Raw genomic sequence first — 19,328 nt, forward strand, 5'->3', positions numbered from 1 at the left:
AAACGGGAGGATGTTTCAAATGAAAAAATTATTACTTACGGCACTTATTTCAACTTCAATTTTTGGCTTAGCTGCTTGTGGCGGGAAAGATAAAGATGAAAAGAAGCTTGTTGTTGGTGCTTCTAACGTACCGCACGCTGAAATTTTAGAAAAGGCAAAACCGTTACTTGAGAAAAAAGGAATTGAATTAGAAGTGAAAAAATTCCAAGATTACGTGTTGCCAAATAAATCGTTAGCGGATAAGGATTTAGATGCAAACTACTTCCAGCACATTCCGTATTTAGAAAAAGAAATTAAAGATAAAAAGTATGACTTTGAAGTAGCAGGGAAAATTCATTTAGAGCCAATTGGTGTATATTCTCAAAAATATAAGAGCTTAAAAGAACTTCCGGACGGAGCGACAATTATTATGAGTAATTCTGTTGCTGACCATGGACGTGGTTTAGCAATTTTACAAAAAGAAGGTATTTTAAAAGTTAAAGATGGGGTAGATCCAGTTAAAGCAACTCCAAAAGATATTGCAGATAATCCGAAAAATCTAAAATTCAAAACGGATATCGAGCCTGGTTTATTGCCACAAGTGTATAACAATAAAGAAGGCGACGCTGTTTTAATTAACTCTAACTATGCAATTGATGCAAAGTTAAATCCGGAAAAAGATGCAATTGCAATTGAAGGAAATGATTCACCGTACGCAAACATAGTAGCTGTTCGTAAAGGCGATAAAGATAAGAAAGAGATTAAAGCTCTTGTAGAAGTATTACATTCTAAAGAAATTGAAGACTTCATTAATAAAGAATATAAAGGGGCAGTTGTTCCTGTAAAAGAATAATTGCTGAAAAGGGCTGGTGTATGCCAGCCTTTTTTATAACTACATAACTATAGGGGAGAAGGGGACATAATATGAGAAAGATTCTATTGTCAGTTGTTACAGCGCTGTCTGTATTTACATTAGCTGCTTGCGGAGGGAAAGAAGAGAATAAGCTTGTTGTTGGAGCTTCTAACGTGCCGCACGCTGTTATTTTGGAGAAAGCACAGCCAATCTTAGAGAAAAAAGGCATTAAGTTAGAGATTAAAAAGTTCCAGGATTATGTACTGCCAAATAAAGCGTTAGCGGATAAGGAAATTGATGCGAACTACTTCCAACACATTCCTTACTTAGATAAAGAAATTCAAGAAAAGGGATATAAAATTGTAAACGCAGGAAAAATCCATTTAGAGCCAATGGGGATTTATTCTAAGAAATATAAAAGTTTAAAAGAATTGCCAGATGGCGGAACAGTTATTATGAGTAATAACGTAGCGGAGCGTGGCCGTATGCTCGCATTGTTACAAAAAGGCGGCGTTATTAAATTAAAAGACGGTGTAGATGTTGTTAAAGCGACAGTAAAAGATGTTGTAGAAAATCCGAAAAACTTAAAGTTTAAAACAGATGTAGAGCCTGGATTGTCACCAAAGTTGTATGAAAATAATGAGGGAGATGCTTTATTTATTAATTCGAACTATGCAATTGATGCAAAATTAAATCCAACGAAGGATGCAATTGCGATTGAAGGATCAGACTCTCCGTATGCAAACATCATTGCAGTTCGTAAAGGTGACGAGAAGAAAAAAGAAATTAAAGAATTAGTAGAAATATTGCATTCAAAAGAAATTCAAGACTTTATTAATAAAGAATATAAAGGTGCTGTACTTCCGATAAGTGAATAATTATAAGGAAAGGACTGGGAATTTACCGGTCCTTTTTTCTTTATATAAATAAGAAGAAAGGTGTATCATATAAAGGTGAAAAGGAAATACTTATATACATTTGTGAAAAAACGGTTACTTTTTTTCGTCGTTTGCGATATCATTTTATTTGATATAAAATTAGAATGAGAATAAAATGAGAATATGAACGTTTTAGGAATTTTTAAAATGTATATATAGGATTAATGGAGGTATTGAGATGGCTGGTTCTACATTAACGGTTAAAGACTTACACGTATCAATTGACGGCAAAGAAATTTTAAAGGGTGTAAACCTTGAAGTAAAAGGTGGAGAAATCCACGCAATTATGGGACCTAACGGAACAGGTAAATCAACTTTATCTTCTGCAATTATGGGTCACCCAAAGTATGAAGTAACAGAAGGTAGCATCATCATCGACGGTGAAGATGTATTAGAAATGGAAGTAGACGAGCGCGCACAAGCGGGTCTATTCCTAGCAATGCAATATCCAAGTGAAATTAGCGGAGTAACAAACGCTGACTTCTTACGTTCTGCAATTAACGCACGTCGTGAAGAAGGCGATGAAATTTCTCTTATGAAATTTATCCGTACATTAGATAAAAACATGGAATTCCTAGAAATGGATCCAGAAATGGCACAACGTTACTTAAACGAAGGTTTCTCTGGTGGAGAGAAAAAACGTAACGAAATTCTTCAATTAATGATGATTGAGCCAAAAATCGCAATCTTAGACGAAATCGACTCAGGTCTTGATATCGATGCATTAAAAGTTGTATCTAAAGGTATTAACCAAATGCGCGGCGAAGAGTTCGGTTGCCTAATGATTACGCATTACCAACGTTTATTAAACTACATCACTCCAGACTTCGTTCACGTTATGATGAACGGTCGTATTGTTAAATCTGGTGGCCCTGAGCTTGCACAACGTCTAGAAGCTGAAGGTTACGACTGGATTAAAAAAGAATTAGGTATTGAAGACGAAACAGCAGAGCAAGAAGCGTAAGAGAGGAGCATAAACATGACAATCGGTACATTACCTTTCGATCAAGAAACAATCCGTCAGCGCGCAAGCGAAGTAAACGAAGCTGCTTGGTTGACTGAGTTCCGCTTACAAGCTCTTGCACAAGCTACAGAACTTCCAATGCCAACGCCTGATAAAACGAAAATTGAAAAATGGGACTTTATCGGAAAAGGCGACGCTGCTAAGCAAGAGCCTGTAAGTTCTTTAACAGAGCTTCCAGAAGCAGTGAAAAACTTAATCGATGAAAATAACAGTGTATTAGTACAACGTACTGGTACAACTGCGTTCGTTTCTTTAGCAGACGAAGCAAAAGAAAAAGGTGTTATTTTTACAGACATCGTAACAGCTGCAACAGAGCATGCTGAACTATTACAAAAGTATTTAATGAAAGACGGCGTGAAGGTAGACGAGCATCGTTTAACTGCACTTCATGCTGCATTAATCAACGGCGGTGCATTCGTATATGTTCCGAAAAACGTTGTTCTTGAAACTCCACTTCAAGCTGTATTCTTAGTAGACGGCGAAGAAGCTAACGTATATAACCATGTATTATTCGTAGCTGATGCGAACAGTACTGCAACTTATGTAGAAAACTATGTTGCAAATGAAAATGCTAAAGGTATTGCAAATATCGTAGCAGAAGTAATCGTGGAACAAGGCGCACAAGTTAAATTTGGTGCGGTTGATCTATTAGCAAAAGACGTAACAACTTACGTTAACCGCCGCGGTGTTGTTGGACGCGACGGCCGCATTGATTGGGCTCTAGGCCTTATGAATGACGGAAATACAATTTCCGAGAACGTTACAAACTTAATGGGCGACGGTTCATATGCTGATACGAAAACAGTAACAATTGGCCGTGGTAACCAAACACAAAACTTTACAACTAAAGTTGTTCACTTCGGTAAACACTCTGAAGGTTGGATTTTAAAACACGGTGTACAAAAAGATAGTGCAACATCTATCTTTAACGGGATTGGTAAGATTGAACACGGTGCATCTAAATCAAACGCACAACAATCTTCTCGCGTTCTTATGTTAGATGAGAAAGCTCGTGGGGATGCAAACCCAATTCTTTTAATCGACGAAGATGATGTAATGGCAGGTCACGCAGCTTCAGTAGGCCGCGTAGATCCGTACCAATTATACTACTTGATGAGCCGTGGTATTCCAAAACGCGAAGCAGAACGTTTAGTCATCCATGGATTCTTAGCACCTGTAGTAAATGAGCTTCCAATTGAAGGAGTAAAAGCACAGCTTGTTGAGGTAATTGAAAGGAAAGTTCGCTAATGAATATTCATGAAATACGCAAACAGTTTCCAATTCTTGATCAAAAAGTGAACGGCAAACAACTTGTATATTTCGATAGTGCAGCAACTTCTCAAAAACCAATTCAAGTCATTGAAACGTTAGAACGTTACTATAAAGAATATAATTCTAACGTGCATCGCGGTGTTCATACGCTCGGTACGAAAGCTACCGACGCGTATGAAGGTGCACGCGAGAAAGTTCGCAAGTTTATTAACGCGAAATCAATGGAAGAGATTATTTTCACGCGCGGAACGACAACTGCATTAAATACAGTAGCGGCTAGCTATGGTCTTGAAAATGTAAAAGAAGGCGATGAAATCGTTATTTCTTACATGGAGCACCATAGTAACATCATTCCGTGGCAACAAGTTGCGAAGAAAACTGGTGCAACTTTAAAATACCTTCCGCTTCAACCAGACGGTACAATTTCTTTAGAAGATGTTCGTCAAACAGTTACACCGAATACAAAAATCGTTTCTATTATGCAAGTTTCAAACGTGCTTGGAACGATTAACCCTGTAAAAGAAATCGGAGCAATCGCACACGAAAATGGCGCAATTATGGTCGTTGACGGTGCACAAAGTACACCTCACATGAAAGTAGATGTACAAGATTTAAACTGTGATTTCTACGCATTATCTGCTCATAAGATGTGCGGACCTACAGGCATCGGTGTATTATATGGTAAAAAAGAATTGCTGAACAATATGGAGCCAATTGAATTTGGCGGTGAAATGATTGATTTCGTAGATTTACAAGAATCTACTTGGAAAGAGCTTCCGTGGAAGTTTGAAGCAGGTACACCGATTATCGGTAATGCAATCGGACTTGGTGCGGCAATTGATTTCCTAGAAGAAATCGGTCTTGATAATATTGAAAAGCATGAACATGAATTAGCGCAATACGCTTTAGAAAGACTATCAGAAGTAGATGGCGTTACAATTTATGGTCCAAAGCATCGCGCTGGTCTTGTTACATTTAATATTGAAGACGTACATCCTCACGATGTAGCGACTGTATTAGATGTAGAAGGCATTGCAGTTCGCGCAGGACATCACTGTGCACAACCGCTTATGAAGTGGCTAAAAGCTTCTTCAACAGCACGTGCGAGCTTCTATTTATATAATACAAAAGAAGAAATTGATACATTTGTTGAATCGCTAATCAAGACAAAGGAGTATTTCACAAATGTCATTTAATAATTTAGATACGTTATATCGTCAAGTTATTATGGATCATTATAAGAATCCTCGTAACAATGGCGTGTTAGAAGATAGTGTTACTGTTAACTTGAACAATCCAACTTGCGGCGATCGTATTCAACTTACGATGAAAGTAGAAGAAGGTATTGTGCAAGAGGCGAAGTTTGAAGGCGAAGGATGTTCAATCTCAATGTCTTCAGCTTCAATGATGACACAAGCAGTAAAAGGTAAGAAAATTGAAGAAGCACTTCAGCTTTCGAAAATTTTCTCTGACATGATGCTAGGAAAAGAGTACGATGACAGCATCGATTTAGGAGATATTGAAGCATTACAAGGCGTATGCAAGTTCCCTGCACGTATTAAATGTGCAACATTAGCGTGGAAAGCGTTAGAAAAGGGCTTAAACGAAGGTAAGTAATGTTAAAGGTTCCTAAAAATGAGGTTATCTAAGGAGGGACACACCAACATGGCGAAGCAACTGCCAGATATCGGCGATTACAAATATGGTTTCAAAGACAAAGACGTTTCGATTTTCCGTGCTGGACGCGGTTTAACAAAAGAGATCGTTGAAGAGATTTCACGTATGAAAGAAGAACCACAGTGGATGTTAGACTTCCGTTTAAAATCACTGGATAAGTTCTATGAAATGCCAATGCCACAATGGGGCGGCGACTTAAATGACTTAGATTTCGATGAAATTACGTACTACGTAAAACCATCTGAGAAATCTGAGAAGTCTTGGGATGAAGTACCTGATGAAATTAAAGCAACATTTGATAAATTAGGTATTCCAGAAGCTGAGCAAAAATATTTAGCTGGTGTATCTGCACAGTACGAATCTGAAGTTGTATACCACAACATGAAAGAAGACCTAGAAGCTCTAGGAATCGTCTTCAAAGATACAGATAGCGCATTAAAAGAGAACGAAGATATTTTCCGTGAGCATTTCGGAAAAGTAATCCCACCAACAGACAACAAATTCTCTGCATTAAACTCTGCAGTTTGGTCTGGTGGATCATTCATCTACGTTCCAAAAGGTATTAAAGTTGATACACCACTTCAAGCGTATTTCCGTATTAACTCTGAAAATATGGGACAATTCGAGCGTACGCTTATCATCGTAGACGAAGGTGCACACGTACACTACGTAGAAGGTTGTACAGCACCTGTTTACACTACTAACTCACTTCACAGTGCGGTAGTAGAAATCATCATTAAAAAAGATGCGTATTGCCGTTATACAACAATCCAAAACTGGGCGAACAACGTATACAACCTAGTTACAAAACGTGCGGTTTGTGAAGAAAACGCGACGATGGAATGGATTGATGGTAACATCGGATCTAAATTAACGATGAAATACCCAGCAGTTATCTTAAAAGGCGAAGGCGCTCGTGGTTTAACATTATCAATCGCGATTGCTGGTAAAGGCCAACACCAAGATGCTGGTGCGAAAATGATTCACTTAGCACCAAACACGTCTTCAACAATCGTTTCTAAATCGATTGCGAAGCATGGTGGTAAAGTAACTTACCGTGGTATCGTACACTTCGGACCAAAAGCGAAAAACTCTCGCTCTAACATCGAGTGTGACACGTTAATCATGGATAACCAATCTACATCTGATACAATTCCTTACAACGAAATCAAAAACGATTACGTTTCACTTGAGCATGAAGCGAAAGTATCGAAAGTATCAGAAGAACAATTATTCTACCTAATGAGCCGCGGTATTTCTGAGCAAGAAGCTACAGAAATGATCGTAATGGGCTTCATCGAGCCATTCACACGCGAACTTCCAATGGAATACGCAGTTGAAATGAACCGCCTGATCAAGTTTGAGATGGAAGGTTCTATTGGTTAAATAGAAATGCGGAGCCGACTGTTCAGACCCGTTGGCTAAGGTTCTTTCGCACAGAAGATGCTTTTTATCTTCTCGTGCGGAAGGTTCTTAGACATGAGGGTTTAGGAGGCAAAGCTGGACAATATTTAAAGTGGAAGCGGCTCGTTCAGAATGTGAGGGGGATGGAGCTTCTGACGTAGAGGCGCTTTTTGCCTCATAGGAAGAAGTGAAGCCACCGAACATTCTAGCCGCTAGAACTGGATAATATATGTATGAAGAAAGCGCCCTGCTGTGCAGGGCGCTTTTTTGTTTTGCGGATTTGTCTTGGCTTGGGAGAGGATACCCGGGTGGGTGTTCAGCTAAATATATCAACGATTTTTCAAATATATCGATCATAAACGGGAATATATCAACGATTATTTCAATATATCAACGTTTCGACAAGGAATATCGATTTGTCGACAAGATAAGACAAAAGAAAATTCTCACATACCCCAAACATTTTATAAGAACAGAGAACGACTAGGTTTAAGACAAAGAGACTGACAAATCCACTTGAACAATCAACCACTGAATTTTATATTAAACTTTTTGACAAATCCACCCCTCCTTCCACTATCTGGAATTCTTTCCTGCATTAGCAAAAGTTTCTCATATAAAAAAGGGCAATCTTTTGCTTTTTCTCACAATGCGAGTACAATGTAAAATAGCAAGAAAAGACGAAAAGTATTTACAGGATTATTGTGTGCGCATAGCGTAAATGGCAGTAAGGAACTGAGAGGAGGTTTTTTCTCTGAATATAAATAAGGAAACAATCATCCACCTTTATCATACAAACGATATACATAGTCATTTTGAAAATTGGCCGCAAATTTCTCGGTTTGTACAGGGAGAGAAAAAGCGAAGACAGGAAGCGGGAGAGACCGTTTTGACGGTTGATATCGGCGATCATGTGGATCGTTTTCATAGTATTTCGGAAGCTACGAATGGACTTGGCAATACGAAGCTTTTAAATGAGGCGTTATATGATTATGTAACGATCGGAAATAATGAAGGAATTACGTTAGCGAAGGAGCATTTGAATCGTCTATATGATGAGGCTGGATTTGAAGTGCTTGTCGCGAATTTATTTGAAAAAGAAGGTGTACGTCCGGAGTGGGCAAAGCCTTATAAATTACATACAACGACAGATGGGATTACGATTGCCTTTATCGGGTTAACGGTAGCTTATCCAGAGTTTTATCATATGCTCGATTGGCATATTGAAGATCCGCTTATCCATTTAGAGTCTATTTTAGAAGAAGTGCGAGATGAGGCTCATATTACAGTTGTCCTTTCTCATCTTGGAAAAAGCATGGATGAGTATATGGCAGAGCATTATGATATAGATGTTATTTTAGGGGCACATACGCATCATTTATTTGAGCGTGGCGTTCTTATGAATAATACGTTACTTTGTTGTTGTGAAAAGTGGGGGCGTTACGTTGGTCACGTACAGCTTACTGTGGATATAGAGACGAAGAAACTACTGAAAAAAGACGGTAGAGCAATTAAGACGGAACGGTTAGGGGCTTATAGCGAGCCGTTATCCACAATTGAAATACTGCAGGAAGAAAGTAAGCATATAATGGCAGAGCCTGTCGTTCATTTAAAAGAGTCATTACCGGTTGATTGGTTTCATGAGACGCCGTTTTCTCATATGTTAGCAAGTGCGCTGAAAACATGGTGCAGTGCAGAAATTGGAATGGTGAATGCTGGTGTACTTCTTGAAGGATTAGAAGAGGGTGTTGTAACGCGCGGAGATATTCACAGAATTTGTCCACATCCAATTAATCCGTGTGCTTTGAAAGTTCCAGGAAAGATATTAAGAGAAGTTATTTTGAAAGCACGTAAACCGAATATGGAGAACCTTGAGGTGAAAGGATTCGGATTTCGGGGGAAAGTGATGGGGAAAATGATTTACGCTGGTGTAGAAGTAATTCCAGATACGATTCCTGGGAATAAAATTTTATTAGAAGATGTATTGATTAACGGCGAATCGCTGGAGTTAGACCGTATATATACAGTAGGAACAATTGATATGTTTACGTTTGGATACTTATACCCAGAGCTATCCACACTTTCTAGCAAACAATATTATATGCCAGAACTACTTAGAGATGTGTTAACAGATATGTTAATAACTTATACATCTTCCGTTAAACTATAGGCTAGTTAACTTGTAACACTCATTTTTCTCTTGTCATACAGATAAGAAAGAGAGGAGTGTGAACTATGGTTAATGTGGAGCCAATTATAATTGATAATTATACGTTTATTGCAGTTAGCGTCAAACTTCCAAAGACGAATTTGCTAGCTGTAATGAGCGATAAAGGATATATTATGTGTGGTGCATTAGATGTAGGTCTTTTAAATGAGAAGTTAGGTGATCGAGGAATTATTGCTGGCCGTGCGGTTGGTGTAAGAACGATTGAACAACTTCTTGAAGCGCCACTAGAATCGGTAACGACTGGAGCTGAAGCATTAGGCATTCCAGCAGGAACGATTGGAAAAGAAGCATTATTAAAAATGAGATAAGCATATATCGTCCCTCCTTCTTGCATAGAAATGATATAAGAAGGAGGTTTTTTTATGAGTATATTTCGCTCGAAAAACTCGCGGTTTCGAAAGGGACCTATTGCCTTTCGGTATATACTGCTTATGTCGTTTATTCTTTTTGTTATATTACTTACGCAAGGGCTGTGGATTGTGAATAATAGTATTCAGCCGACCTTAATTAAATATGGAGAAGTAGAGACAAAGAAAATGGCGACTGCAATTATGACGAAGGCGGTAAAGGATCGAATTAATGAAGGATTCGATGTCGATTCATTAATGAAAGTACAAAATGATAAAAATGGGAAAGTATCCACAATTAATTTAAATACAAAGCAAGTAAATGAAATCGTAACGTCAACGACTACGTACATAGAAAAATATTTGCAGCAAGTAGAACAAGGGAAGTTGAAGGAGCTAGGTATTTCTGAAAAAAACGGGGCGACTATGGCAGTTCCTTTTGGGCGTGTAACTGATAATGCGCTTCTTGGTAATATAGGACCAGATATTCCGATTCAGTTCACGCCAATTGGGCATGTGAATACAGATATTAAACAAAAAATTGAGCCGCACGGGATCAACACTACAGCGATTCAAATTGTTATGGAAATGGAAGTAACGTTGCAAGTAATCATTCCATTTCATACGAAAGAGATAACGGTGAAACAAAATGTTCCGATTGCGACGCGTATCGTTCAAGGGGAAGTGCCTACGTATTATGGAAGCGGAAGTGTTGCTGTACCTGATAAAAAGAAAACAGATAGTTAATTGCATATAAAGTGAAACTTGAATCAATCGGGCTTTTACTGGATAAAAAATAACCGTAGCAATGCGCTACGGTTATCGTTTTGTATTTGCTCGTTCTTTGCGTTCCCAAAGGCTTAAATGCATATATGGATCGAAGGCCCATTCTGTATAGCCATTGTCTTTATATATGCCAAAATGTAAGTGGGGTGGGAATTTTCCGGCTGTACCAGGGGGGCCATAGCCAGTGCTACCAACAAACCCGATTACTTTTCCGGGCTCAACAATTTGTCCAAGCTGTATTTCTTTTGAGAACCCGCCTAAATGAGCGTAATAATGGTAATTGTTATGAAGGTCGCGAATACCAATGCGCCATCCACCAAGGCGGTTCCAACCTTTCGTTTCAATAATGCCATAGCAAGTCGATCTTACTGGCACGCCATATCCGGCAAAAATATCGGTTCCTTCATGAACTCGTCTGCCCCCAAAACTTCTTCCAGCACCGAAAGTACTACGGTAGCTATGGTCACTACGAATCGGAAGAGGAAAAGCATTTCCTTCTAAATTAATACGTCCATAATGTTTATAAATTTGGGCGTATTCGCTAATTAAATCAACTGTTTTTGCACGTCTATAATATTCCCAAAGCATAATTTTAATACGGTCTTCTGACGTTCCTTGTTTCCTTAAAATAGTCGCTGCGGTATGCAGAAGATCACGGTCGCTATTTGCATTTGCAAATCCATCTTTGTCACCATCTAAACCTATTCCGCCAAATAGAGAAATTGTATGGGGGAGAGTGTCGTTACTATTAACAGGTCCAGCCCATATTTCTGGTTTGAAATAAAGGGAAATGATGGCATCTGGTTTTTTTGGAATATCTTTTCTTACGCTCCGTATATTTCTTTCATATTGATCCATTGCAGCTAAGTAATACCATGGAATGCCTGAAGACTGCTCGGTTTCTTTATATAGTACCATGCGCTTTTCGTATATGCTTTGCTGATTATCTTCACCGTAGGCGATGTTTTGGTGGAGAAGAAAACAAATAGAAAGCAAAAGAGAAATTTTTCGAAGCATGAAATAGACTCCTTTCACAACATCACTCTTTTTAGTGTGGGATATACGGAGTATTTCATTATAGGGAACGATTGGAAAAAATCTTAGAATCTTCATTTGAGCAAATCGCTTTCATACGTTAGAATAGATATGTTACATTGAAAGAAGCGAACACGGTAAACTATTTCATATTGTGCGGAGTTGATAACCATGACAAAACAAACAGAATATAAGCGCAAGCCCGAATGGTTGAAAATTAAGTTAAACACGAATGAAAACTATACAGGCTTAAAGAAAATGATGCGTTCTAAGAATCTTCATACCGTTTGTGAAGAGGCAAAATGTCCGAATATTCATGAATGCTGGGCTGTAAGAAAAACAGCAACATTTATGATTTTAGGTGCGGTTTGTACACGCGCTTGTCGTTTTTGTGCGGTTAAAACAGGCTTACCAACTGAGCTTGATTTACAAGAACCAGAACGCGTAGCAGATTCAGTAGTACAAATGGGCTTAAAGCACGTTGTTATAACAGCGGTTGCACGTGATGATTTAAAGGACGGCGGAGCAGCTGTTTTTGCTGAAACAGTACGAGCAGTACGTCGTAAAAACCCATTCACGTCTATCGAAGTATTACCATCTGATATGGCTGGGGTAGAAGAAAACTTAAAAATGTTAATGGATGCAAAACCAGATATTTTAAACCATAACATTGAAACAGTACGTCGATTATCTAACCGAGTTCGCGCTAGAGCAAAATATGACCGTTCATTAGAGTTTTTACGTCGAGCAAAAGAAATGCAGCCTGATATTCCAACTAAATCGAGCATTATGGTCGGCTTAGGTGAAACAAGAGAAGATTTAATTGAAGCAATGGATGACTTACGTGCAAACAATGTGGATATTTTAACTCTTGGACAATATCTACAACCATCTAAGAAGCATTTACCAGTTATTAAATATTATCCACCAGCAGAATTTGCAGAGCTTAAAGAAATTGCACTTAGCAAAGGATTTAGCCACTGTGAAGCTGGCCCACTTGTGCGTTCTTCTTACCATGCGGACGAGCAAGTACGTTCTGCAAAAGAAAAAACAGCAGAAGCTAAATAATGAAAAAAGAGAGCTAACGATTAGCTCTCTTTTTGTTTGTACTCTAAAACGGTATTTGGACATGTTAATAAAATCTTTTTTAATTCTTCTGTGGATAATTCAATTGTAAATTCAGGAACACCAGGTGTAATTAAAATTTTATCGTACGCATAAACGGAACTGTCCACAATAATTGTTACATCTTGTGAATAACCAAAAGGAGCTACACATCCTGGAGTACAGCCAGTTTTCATTCTTAGTTCATCAGGAGAACAGAGCGATAAGCGTTCTCCAGTTATTTCTTTCATCTCTCCTCGGTTAAGCCGAGTTCCTTCTAACGTAAAAAACACGTAAAAATTTCCAGATGTTGATTTTAAAAATAAGCTTTTACTTGGAGTACCTTGTAAGCCAAGTCTTTCACGTACAATCCGATCTGTCTCATAATCGAGTACCGGTTCGTGTTCGAACTTTTCATAAGAAACATTTGTTTTATGTAGTAGAGCAAGTACGTCTTCGTACATATGAAATAATACCCCTTTCTATTGTTAGAACAGTCTCTTCTCGTGGCGTCAACTGAATGTTTTTGAAAGGGATATTACTTGGACGATGCTTTCCATAAGCGTGTTATGATACATTGTTCGTCGATTGTAATTTCGTAAATATCAGGATTCGTTAAAGCTCTCCATTCATTAAAGCCAATCGTATGATCAAAATGCTTTAAAATGAGTGTAAGTAAATTGCCGTGTGTAACAAGTAGTGTTGTCGTATGGTTTAATTGTAAAACGTCTTGAATAAGCGATATGGCACGGTCTGTTGCTTGTTTTGTTGACTCTCCGCCTGAAAAGGCAATATCTATGTTCGTAAAAGTGGATTCTAGTTTTTGCATCCAATCATCCATTGGAAAGTTGCTCAATATGCGTTCAGTTAATCGTTCATCTTCTTGGATAGATAAGCTAGCTTGGAGCGCATAGGGCCGAATGGAATCGATAGCTCGGACAAATGGGCTTGAAATAATATGATCGATTTGTAGATGATTTTCTAAGAGGAATGTAGCAAGGTTATTTGCTTGATCTTTCCCATCGGTCGTTAATTCAGCATCACGTTTTTGCCCAGTTGCTGAACAATGTCGTATTACAATAATTTTCTTCATAATTCATCCCCATCTTTCAAGTTGACGCTATATACTTCGACAAATGTGGAAATAATTCCTTTTTATTGGAAACGGCATATGGATTTAAATATGTGGAAAAGTAATGTGGATAATAAAAAATTGAGGTACAATGATGAAAAAAATGATATGTATCATATTCATTATTTGTTTTCTTACGCAATTGTCCACAACATATGCAGAATCCAACCAAAAACTAAATTATCCAAGCAATCGAAATAAGTCATTTGTGAGTGAGGATGTTTTTTATAAACAGTTAGATAAGAAAATCTATAAAGAATATAAAAATGCAGCATATAGTGTTCGGAAAAAAATCTTATTTAAAGAAGTGCCTGATGAAGAATTTTCTTTCCTAAAAAAAACAGCTGTCGGTTGTCGAAGTAGAGTGGTGCTTCAAGATTTTTTTGTTCACCCTGATCGCCAAGTTTATTTTTTCGCTTCTTTTACTCAAAATGAAGTAGAAGAGTTTCATAAGTACATCGTTATAGATGCAGAAACAAAGAGGGAGCTAAAGGAGGGTAAAAGTTATCATCATTGTGATAGTCCTTATAAAAAATAACCCACCAACCGGTGGGTTATTTTTTTACTCTGGTACACTCATTAATTTCTCTTTCATTTTGCGAATAAGAACGACAGCACCAATTGTACAGAGAAGTGTAATTCCTTCGGCAACAAAGATATTGATTGTCTTTGTTTGGTAAAGTGCCGCAAAGAAGTCTACAAATGCGTGGAATAGTATAGCGTATACTAGGAAGATATATTTCTTCTGTTTTACTGCGTATAAAACAAGCATTGTAAAGGCGATTTGAAGCACGAGTGCCATAATTCTTTCTACGCTACCAAGGAAGTATAAGTAGGCAGGTTGCTGAATTAACATGTCTTGTAAAATGCTGAGTTCGGGTTTTTGTTCAATCAGTTGAGCGAAGCTACCATCGTTAATAGAATTAGCAAAGATTAATGCTTGTAATGCAGAAAAACCGCCAATTAAAATAGATTCAATTCCGCCGTGACCAATTCCATAAGCGAAGCCATCTTTATATTCTAGATATTTTTTTAGTAAGAAGAAGAAGGCAACGAAGCGTCCTAATTCTTCAAAAATACCAGCAGTCAATCCGCCATAAATTGCGAAGGCAAACGGATTTTCTAAAAATGGAGCGATTGTTGGATTACCGCGCATAAATAGGTGGAATGGTGTTTCAAGAATTTGGGTAAATCCGATAAAGATAAGAACACCAATGCCGACCACTTTCCAATTAATATTATATTTTTTACGGAAATAAACGAGTACAATAATTGGGACCAGAATCGAGACAATGAGTTGAAATATGATGCTGGCAATTACAGTATTTGAAACCATACTTTCACCGCTTTCTAATATATGTACATATCTATTATGCATGAAATACGGGAGAGATGAAACTTTTAGAAAGAAAATGAATTTACTTATTGACTCTAACGTTGCGTCATACTTTATCGTATGTACTAAGGGGGAGATACAAATGACAATGAGAGTAAAAGAAGTAGCTGATTTAGTTGGAATTAGTGTGCGCACACTGCATCATTACGATGAAATTGGGTTGTTAACCCCAGACGAGACGACAGAGTCTGGATATCGTCTGTATTCCAATGAGAATTTAGAGACATTGCAGCAAATTTTGTTTTTTAAAGAACTAGGCTTCCCTTTGAAAAAAATTAAAGAGATTATCATGAGTCCATCATTTGATCGCGAAGAGGCACTACAGCTTCATAAGAAAATGCTTCTTGAAAAGCGTACCAGATTAGATAAGGTGATTGCGACGATTGATAAAACAATTCAGCATACAAAAGGAGAGATTGAAATGACGAACAAAGAGAAGTTTGAAGGATTCGATTTCAGCCATAACCCATATGAAGAAGAAGCACGTGAAAAATGGGGAGACGCAGCTGTAGATAAAGCGAACGAATATGCAAAAGGTATGTCAAAAGAGAACCAAGAAGAGTTTAATACTATTTATAGAAATTTAGCGGTACTGAGACACGGTGCACCAGATTCTAAAGAGGCGCAGGGAGCAATCAAAGTATGGTACGATTACTTGCAAAACTTTAGTCACTATTCATTAGACGCTTTTAAGGGACTCGGTCAAATGTATGTCGCTGATGAGCGCTTCACGAAAAATATCGATAAGTTTGGCGAGGGGTTAGCGCAGTTTATGTGTGATGCGATGGAAGTTTATGCGGATCGTAATAAAAAGTAAAACAGGTGGAGATTTTCTCCACCTGTTTTACTTTTTAATCATATCATTCAAGGCCTGATCTCCCGTATTGTTCAAATGAGGATTTTTACTCATTTCACGTTTTAGCATATCGAGGCTTTGCGTATATTCTGTATCATTTAATGCGCCAGATTGAAGGCCTTGAATTTGGGAAATCAACTTTTGGTCTGTTGATACATATGCTTTATAATAGCGAGGGACGATGGACAAGGCAGCTCTATATACTTGATCCGCTACAAGTTTTGGATCCGTTGTGTTTGCACGATATACAACAAATACTTCATCATCGGTAACGAGTGTAGCAGCGTTTGTAACGTCAGGAAGTTTGACGGTCATGCTTGTAATCATTTCAGCGACTTTCTCGCGATTAATGGCCCCTACTTGTTTGTTAGATACTTCATGCTTTTGTTTAGAAGAATAACCGACTCTTGTGAGTCTTGTATTTGTATTTTCCGTATGATACATGTCGTTTTTATTGGAAACAAGAACACGGCTTCCTTCTTCACGTTCCATTTCAGCTTTGTTCGCTGATTGGCACCCTGCAAATAAGGAAATAGTGAGAAGGGAAAGTAAAATTTGTTTTTTCACGATGTATCACCTCCTTCTCCATAGCATGCACTAATTTTCAATTTTTTGTATTTGAAATTGTTGGTTGGTATGCTTTGTGATACGATAAAAAGAAGAATGCTTAGAGAGGAAGTTAATGATGGAGCAAAAGCAAGAGCAAGAGATTCATGCTACGGTGAGCATTAATAATGTTCAGTACGAAGTAATTAAAAACTTTCGTGACGGTTTTAGTGAAGAAGCATTTAAAGAGCGCTATGCAGAAATTTTAAATAAATATGATTATATCGTTGGGGACTGGGGATATGAGCAACTTAGATTGCGCGGATTCTTTGATGATAGTAACCAACGTGCGACATATGATACGAAAATTAGTACGTTAACGGAGTATTTATACGAGTACTGTAACTTCGGTTGTGCACACTTCGTATTAAGAAAAGCGAAGAAATAAAAAAATCCTCTTACGATTGTAAGAGGATTTTTTGCATATGCTCGCTTATAAACAAATCGAGATATAATCGCCTTCAGAAAGTATTGTATTTGGCTTCATTTGTTGTCCGTTCAATTGAATATCCCCATTTTTAATTTTATCCACAATGAGTGTACGGCTCCAGTCAGAAATATATGTGGATAAGGCTTTATCGATGCGGTGGGAACCGAAAATGAGGTCTAATACAAGCGTGATTTCGGCTATGCCGTTTTCTTTATGTTGCATAATGGAAATAGTAGTAGTTGTTTCGGCTTGATCTTGCTGGGTCATATCGATCGTTTCAACGTGATCAGTAAATGATTTATAAATACGCAGTTTTTGATTCCACGTATGATCTTTCGGACATTTATAAATAGCAAAGCGGTATATGTTTTTTCCATTGGCGTTATGCCTACGAATATTCGTATCAGTAAATAGGGTAGTACGTCCGCAATTTTTACAATATTTTTCGATTGTGTGTTGCTGATTTTCATATAAACTCCAAGAAAGTTGTACTTTCTGCATTTTCCTTCACCTCTTATAGTAGTGGCAAAGAAACGTAATACAGCTATTTGGATGTCTTGTAGTATGAAGACATGAGAAAAAGACAAAAATAAAAGGAGGTTCCCCAAAGAGGAACCTCCGTAAACATCATACTACAGATGCAATACGTTCCTTTGTAATGGGAATGGGCAGACTACTCCCTTGAAAAAGCGTGGTGCTTTTTTGAGAGTAATGCTATCCAATTGCTGGTCCATTACAAAGTAAATGTTGGCATACGTAGATAACGTCCTTTCTATCCAAATAGATTTATTCTTAATTATAACATAAAAGATTGAAAATTCGAAACTCTTATAACGGAAAAACACCAGCTAAAATAGCTGGTGCATACGATAAATTATATAAGTTCAAATAAAAATGAGCGAAACTCTTCTGCAATTTCTTCAGTCATAGAAAATGCGTGCTCTAAGTAGCCTGGTTCGTTTAAATCGTCAGCACCGATAATTGCAAATTTATTACTTTGCATATCAAGTACAATTGTTTTACCGTAATGACGATCGGAATATAAAAGCGCTAAATCATGACGCTCATTTTCTCCCATAAAGCTAACGAAACGAGTTTTTGTAGCGACAGTGTCGTCGTACAGAAAGAAACGTTCTTCCATACACATGGCTCCTTTTATTAAATATCTAAGTTTAAGTGTGGCTTATGATCTAAATGGTGATGCGTTTTAATGAATCGTACTGTTCTTGTTTTGTAACGCATTACGATAGAGTATGTTTCAGCTAAATCTCCGCCTAGGAATTTCACGCCGTCTAATAACTCACCAGCAGATACACCTGTTGCTGAGAAGATTGCATCATCACCAGATACTAAATCGTCTAACATAAGAAGTTGACGAGGATCTTCTAATCCCATTTCACGACAACGAGCTTCTTCTTCTTCGTTCATTGGAACTAAGCGAGCTTGCATTTCACCTTCAAGGCACTTTAATGCTGCTGCAGAAATAACACCTTCTGGAGCTCCGCCAATACCTACGAATAAGTCGATACCCGTTCCAGGTAGTGCTGTTGCGATTGACGCACCAACATCACCGTCACCAAATAATTTTACGCGTGCACCTTTTGCACGAACACGGTCAATAATATCTTGATGACGCTCACGTTCTTGAACGATAACTGTTAGATCACGAATCTTTTTATTGTTAGCTTCTGCTACAATTTCAATTGTTTTTTCAATTGGATCATCTAAGCTAATTTTACCAGCTGCTTTTGGACCAACCGCGATTTTTTCCATGTACATATCAGGAGCATGAAGAAGGTTCCCTTTGTCTGCGATTGCAATAACTGCCATTGCATTTGCAAGACCTTTTGCAACGATGTTTGTACCTTCTAATGGGTCAACGGCGATGTCTACTTCTGGACCGTTACCTGTTCCTAGTTCTTCACCAATATACAACATCGGTGCTTCATCAAGTTCTCCTTCACCGATTACAACTGTACCTGCCATGTTTACTGAATCAAACATATCACGCATTGCTGTAGTTGCTGCATCATCTGCTTCGTTCTTCTTTCCGCGGCCCATCCACTGTGCGGATGCTAATGCTGCTGCTTCTGTTACACGGACAATTTCTAGTGCGAGTTCACGTTCCAAGATTTCATTCCTCCAATTTCAAAAATCATACAAATATAACTATAACAAATAACGGAGAAAAGGTGAATTCGAAAAATTGTCGATTTTTTCAGAAGAAAGCGTTACAATTAAAATGTAAATGCTTTAATT

Annotated in this window: 22 protein-coding genes; 14 read left to right on the forward strand and 8 right to left on the reverse strand. The window is 37.9% G+C overall.

Annotated features, from left to right (window positions below; translation table 11 throughout):
* The first annotated feature begins 19 nt into the window (after positions 1–19).
* From metQ (N2V92_RS09930) to yunB, 10 genes are all read left to right on the forward strand, one after another.
* Complete coding sequence (gene metQ, locus N2V92_RS09930) at positions 20–832, forward strand: methionine ABC transporter substrate-binding lipoprotein MetQ (protein WP_000735090.1); 813 nt, start codon at positions 20–22, stop codon at positions 830–832.
* Between the two features lie 71 nt (positions 833–903).
* Positions 904–1,710, forward strand: a complete 807-nt coding sequence (gene metQ, locus N2V92_RS09935; RefSeq protein ID WP_016078138.1) for a methionine ABC transporter substrate-binding lipoprotein MetQ — start codon at positions 904–906, stop codon at positions 1,708–1,710.
* 238 nt (positions 1,711–1,948) lie between these two features.
* A complete protein-coding gene (gene sufC, locus N2V92_RS09940) occupies positions 1,949–2,734 on the forward strand; it encodes a Fe-S cluster assembly ATPase SufC (protein ID WP_000929162.1) in 786 nt (261 codons plus the stop codon).
* Between the two features lie 15 nt (positions 2,735–2,749).
* Positions 2,750–4,042 (forward strand): Fe-S cluster assembly protein SufD, encoded by a 1,293-nt coding sequence (gene sufD, locus N2V92_RS09945; protein ID WP_000152177.1) that lies wholly within the window; start codon positions 2,750–2,752, stop codon positions 4,040–4,042.
* The gene (gene sufS, locus N2V92_RS09950; RefSeq protein ID WP_001020767.1) at positions 4,042–5,262 is read left to right on the forward strand and encodes a cysteine desulfurase SufS; all 1,221 of its coding nucleotides are present in this window, start codon (positions 4,042–4,044) and stop codon (positions 5,260–5,262) included. The genes sufD and sufS overlap by 1 nt, the downstream gene beginning before the upstream one ends.
* Entirely contained in the window at positions 5,252–5,683 is a 432-nt protein-coding gene (sufU, locus tag N2V92_RS09955) for a Fe-S cluster assembly sulfur transfer protein SufU (protein ID WP_016078137.1), read from the forward strand. Before sufS ends, sufU begins: the two co-directional genes overlap by 11 nt.
* A gap of 48 nt (positions 5,684–5,731) precedes the next feature.
* A complete protein-coding gene (gene sufB / locus N2V92_RS09960) occupies positions 5,732–7,129 on the forward strand; it encodes a Fe-S cluster assembly protein SufB (protein WP_001118824.1) in 1,398 nt (465 codons plus the stop codon).
* Between the two features lie 796 nt (positions 7,130–7,925).
* Positions 7,926–9,317 (forward strand): bifunctional metallophosphatase/5'-nucleotidase, encoded by a 1,392-nt coding sequence (locus tag N2V92_RS09965; RefSeq protein ID WP_080117618.1) that lies wholly within the window; start codon positions 7,926–7,928, stop codon positions 9,315–9,317.
* 65 nt (positions 9,318–9,382) lie between these two features.
* Positions 9,383–9,685, forward strand: coding sequence for a YunC family protein (locus N2V92_RS09970; RefSeq protein WP_000248466.1), 303 nt, complete (start codon positions 9,383–9,385; stop codon positions 9,683–9,685).
* A gap of 54 nt (positions 9,686–9,739) precedes the next feature.
* Positions 9,740–10,471, forward strand: a complete 732-nt coding sequence (yunB, locus tag N2V92_RS09975; protein ID WP_000021796.1) for a sporulation protein YunB — start codon at positions 9,740–9,742, stop codon at positions 10,469–10,471.
* 72 nt (positions 10,472–10,543) lie between these two features.
* Here yunB and N2V92_RS09980 read toward each other — a convergent pair whose 3' ends face one another.
* Positions 10,544–11,527, reverse strand: a complete 984-nt coding sequence (locus N2V92_RS09980) for a M23 family metallopeptidase (RefSeq protein WP_000944693.1) — start codon at positions 11,525–11,527, stop codon at positions 10,544–10,546.
* Positions 11,528–11,716: 189 nt separating this feature from the next.
* Here N2V92_RS09980 and lipA point away from each other — a divergent pair, with 189 nt between their 5' ends.
* A complete protein-coding gene (gene lipA / locus N2V92_RS09985) occupies positions 11,717–12,613 on the forward strand; it encodes a lipoyl synthase (protein WP_000166367.1) in 897 nt (298 codons plus the stop codon).
* Positions 12,614–12,633: 20 nt separating this feature from the next.
* On the opposite strand, the gene N2V92_RS09990 is transcribed toward lipA, so the two are convergent.
* Positions 12,634–13,113 (reverse strand): YbaK/EbsC family protein, encoded by a 480-nt coding sequence (locus N2V92_RS09990; RefSeq protein WP_000272755.1) that lies wholly within the window; start codon positions 13,111–13,113, stop codon positions 12,634–12,636.
* A gap of 74 nt (positions 13,114–13,187) precedes the next feature.
* The gene (locus tag N2V92_RS09995; RefSeq protein ID WP_016078135.1) at positions 13,188–13,742 is read right to left on the reverse strand and encodes a histidine phosphatase family protein; all 555 of its coding nucleotides are present in this window, start codon (positions 13,740–13,742) and stop codon (positions 13,188–13,190) included.
* Between the two features lie 142 nt (positions 13,743–13,884).
* On the opposite strand from N2V92_RS09995, the gene N2V92_RS10000 reads away from it, so the two are divergent.
* Positions 13,885–14,319: a hypothetical protein gene (locus N2V92_RS10000; RefSeq protein ID WP_057096754.1), complete on the forward strand. Its 435-nt coding sequence runs from the start codon at positions 13,885–13,887 to the stop codon at positions 14,317–14,319.
* 24 nt (positions 14,320–14,343) lie between these two features.
* Here the strand turns inward: N2V92_RS10000 and N2V92_RS10005 are convergent, their stop codons facing one another.
* A complete protein-coding gene (locus tag N2V92_RS10005; RefSeq protein WP_002083707.1) occupies positions 14,344–15,159 on the reverse strand; it encodes a YhfC family intramembrane metalloprotease in 816 nt (271 codons plus the stop codon).
* Positions 15,160–15,259: 100 nt separating this feature from the next.
* On the opposite strand from N2V92_RS10005, the gene N2V92_RS10010 reads away from it, so the two are divergent.
* On the forward strand, positions 15,260–15,994 hold the full coding sequence (locus N2V92_RS10010; RefSeq protein WP_000178782.1) for a MerR family transcriptional regulator: 735 nt from the start codon (positions 15,260–15,262) through the stop codon (positions 15,992–15,994).
* 27 nt (positions 15,995–16,021) lie between these two features.
* Here the strand turns inward: N2V92_RS10010 and N2V92_RS10015 are convergent, their stop codons facing one another.
* Complete coding sequence (locus N2V92_RS10015) at positions 16,022–16,600, reverse strand: YhcN/YlaJ family sporulation lipoprotein (RefSeq protein WP_000744127.1); 579 nt, start codon at positions 16,598–16,600, stop codon at positions 16,022–16,024.
* 115 nt (positions 16,601–16,715) lie between these two features.
* Here N2V92_RS10015 and N2V92_RS10020 point away from each other — a divergent pair, with 115 nt between their 5' ends.
* Positions 16,716–17,027 (forward strand): YutD family protein, encoded by a 312-nt coding sequence (locus tag N2V92_RS10020; RefSeq protein ID WP_000970507.1) that lies wholly within the window; start codon positions 16,716–16,718, stop codon positions 17,025–17,027.
* A gap of 45 nt (positions 17,028–17,072) precedes the next feature.
* Here the strand turns inward: N2V92_RS10020 and N2V92_RS10025 are convergent, their stop codons facing one another.
* The 3 genes from N2V92_RS10025 to glpX all read right to left on the reverse strand — a co-directional run bounded on the left by N2V92_RS10025 (position 17,073) and on the right by glpX (position 19,199).
* Positions 17,073–17,570 carry a hypothetical protein gene (locus N2V92_RS10025; protein ID WP_001174583.1) on the reverse strand — a complete coding sequence of 166 codons (498 nt, stop codon included), beginning with the start codon at positions 17,568–17,570 and terminating at the stop codon, positions 17,073–17,075.
* 373 nt (positions 17,571–17,943) lie between these two features.
* Positions 17,944–18,210 (reverse strand): DUF3055 domain-containing protein, encoded by a 267-nt coding sequence (locus tag N2V92_RS10030; RefSeq protein ID WP_042596374.1) that lies wholly within the window; start codon positions 18,208–18,210, stop codon positions 17,944–17,946.
* 17 nt (positions 18,211–18,227) lie between these two features.
* Entirely contained in the window at positions 18,228–19,199 is a 972-nt protein-coding gene (glpX, locus tag N2V92_RS10035) for a class II fructose-bisphosphatase (RefSeq protein WP_000439090.1), read from the reverse strand.
* Between the last annotated feature and the right edge of the window lie 129 nt (positions 19,200–19,328).

The sequence above is a fragment of the Bacillus sp. CH_48 genome (genome assembly GCF_038008465.1).
In the GTDB taxonomy this organism is placed as follows: domain Bacteria; phylum Bacillota; class Bacilli; order Bacillales; family Bacillaceae_G; genus Bacillus_A; species Bacillus_A thuringiensis_S.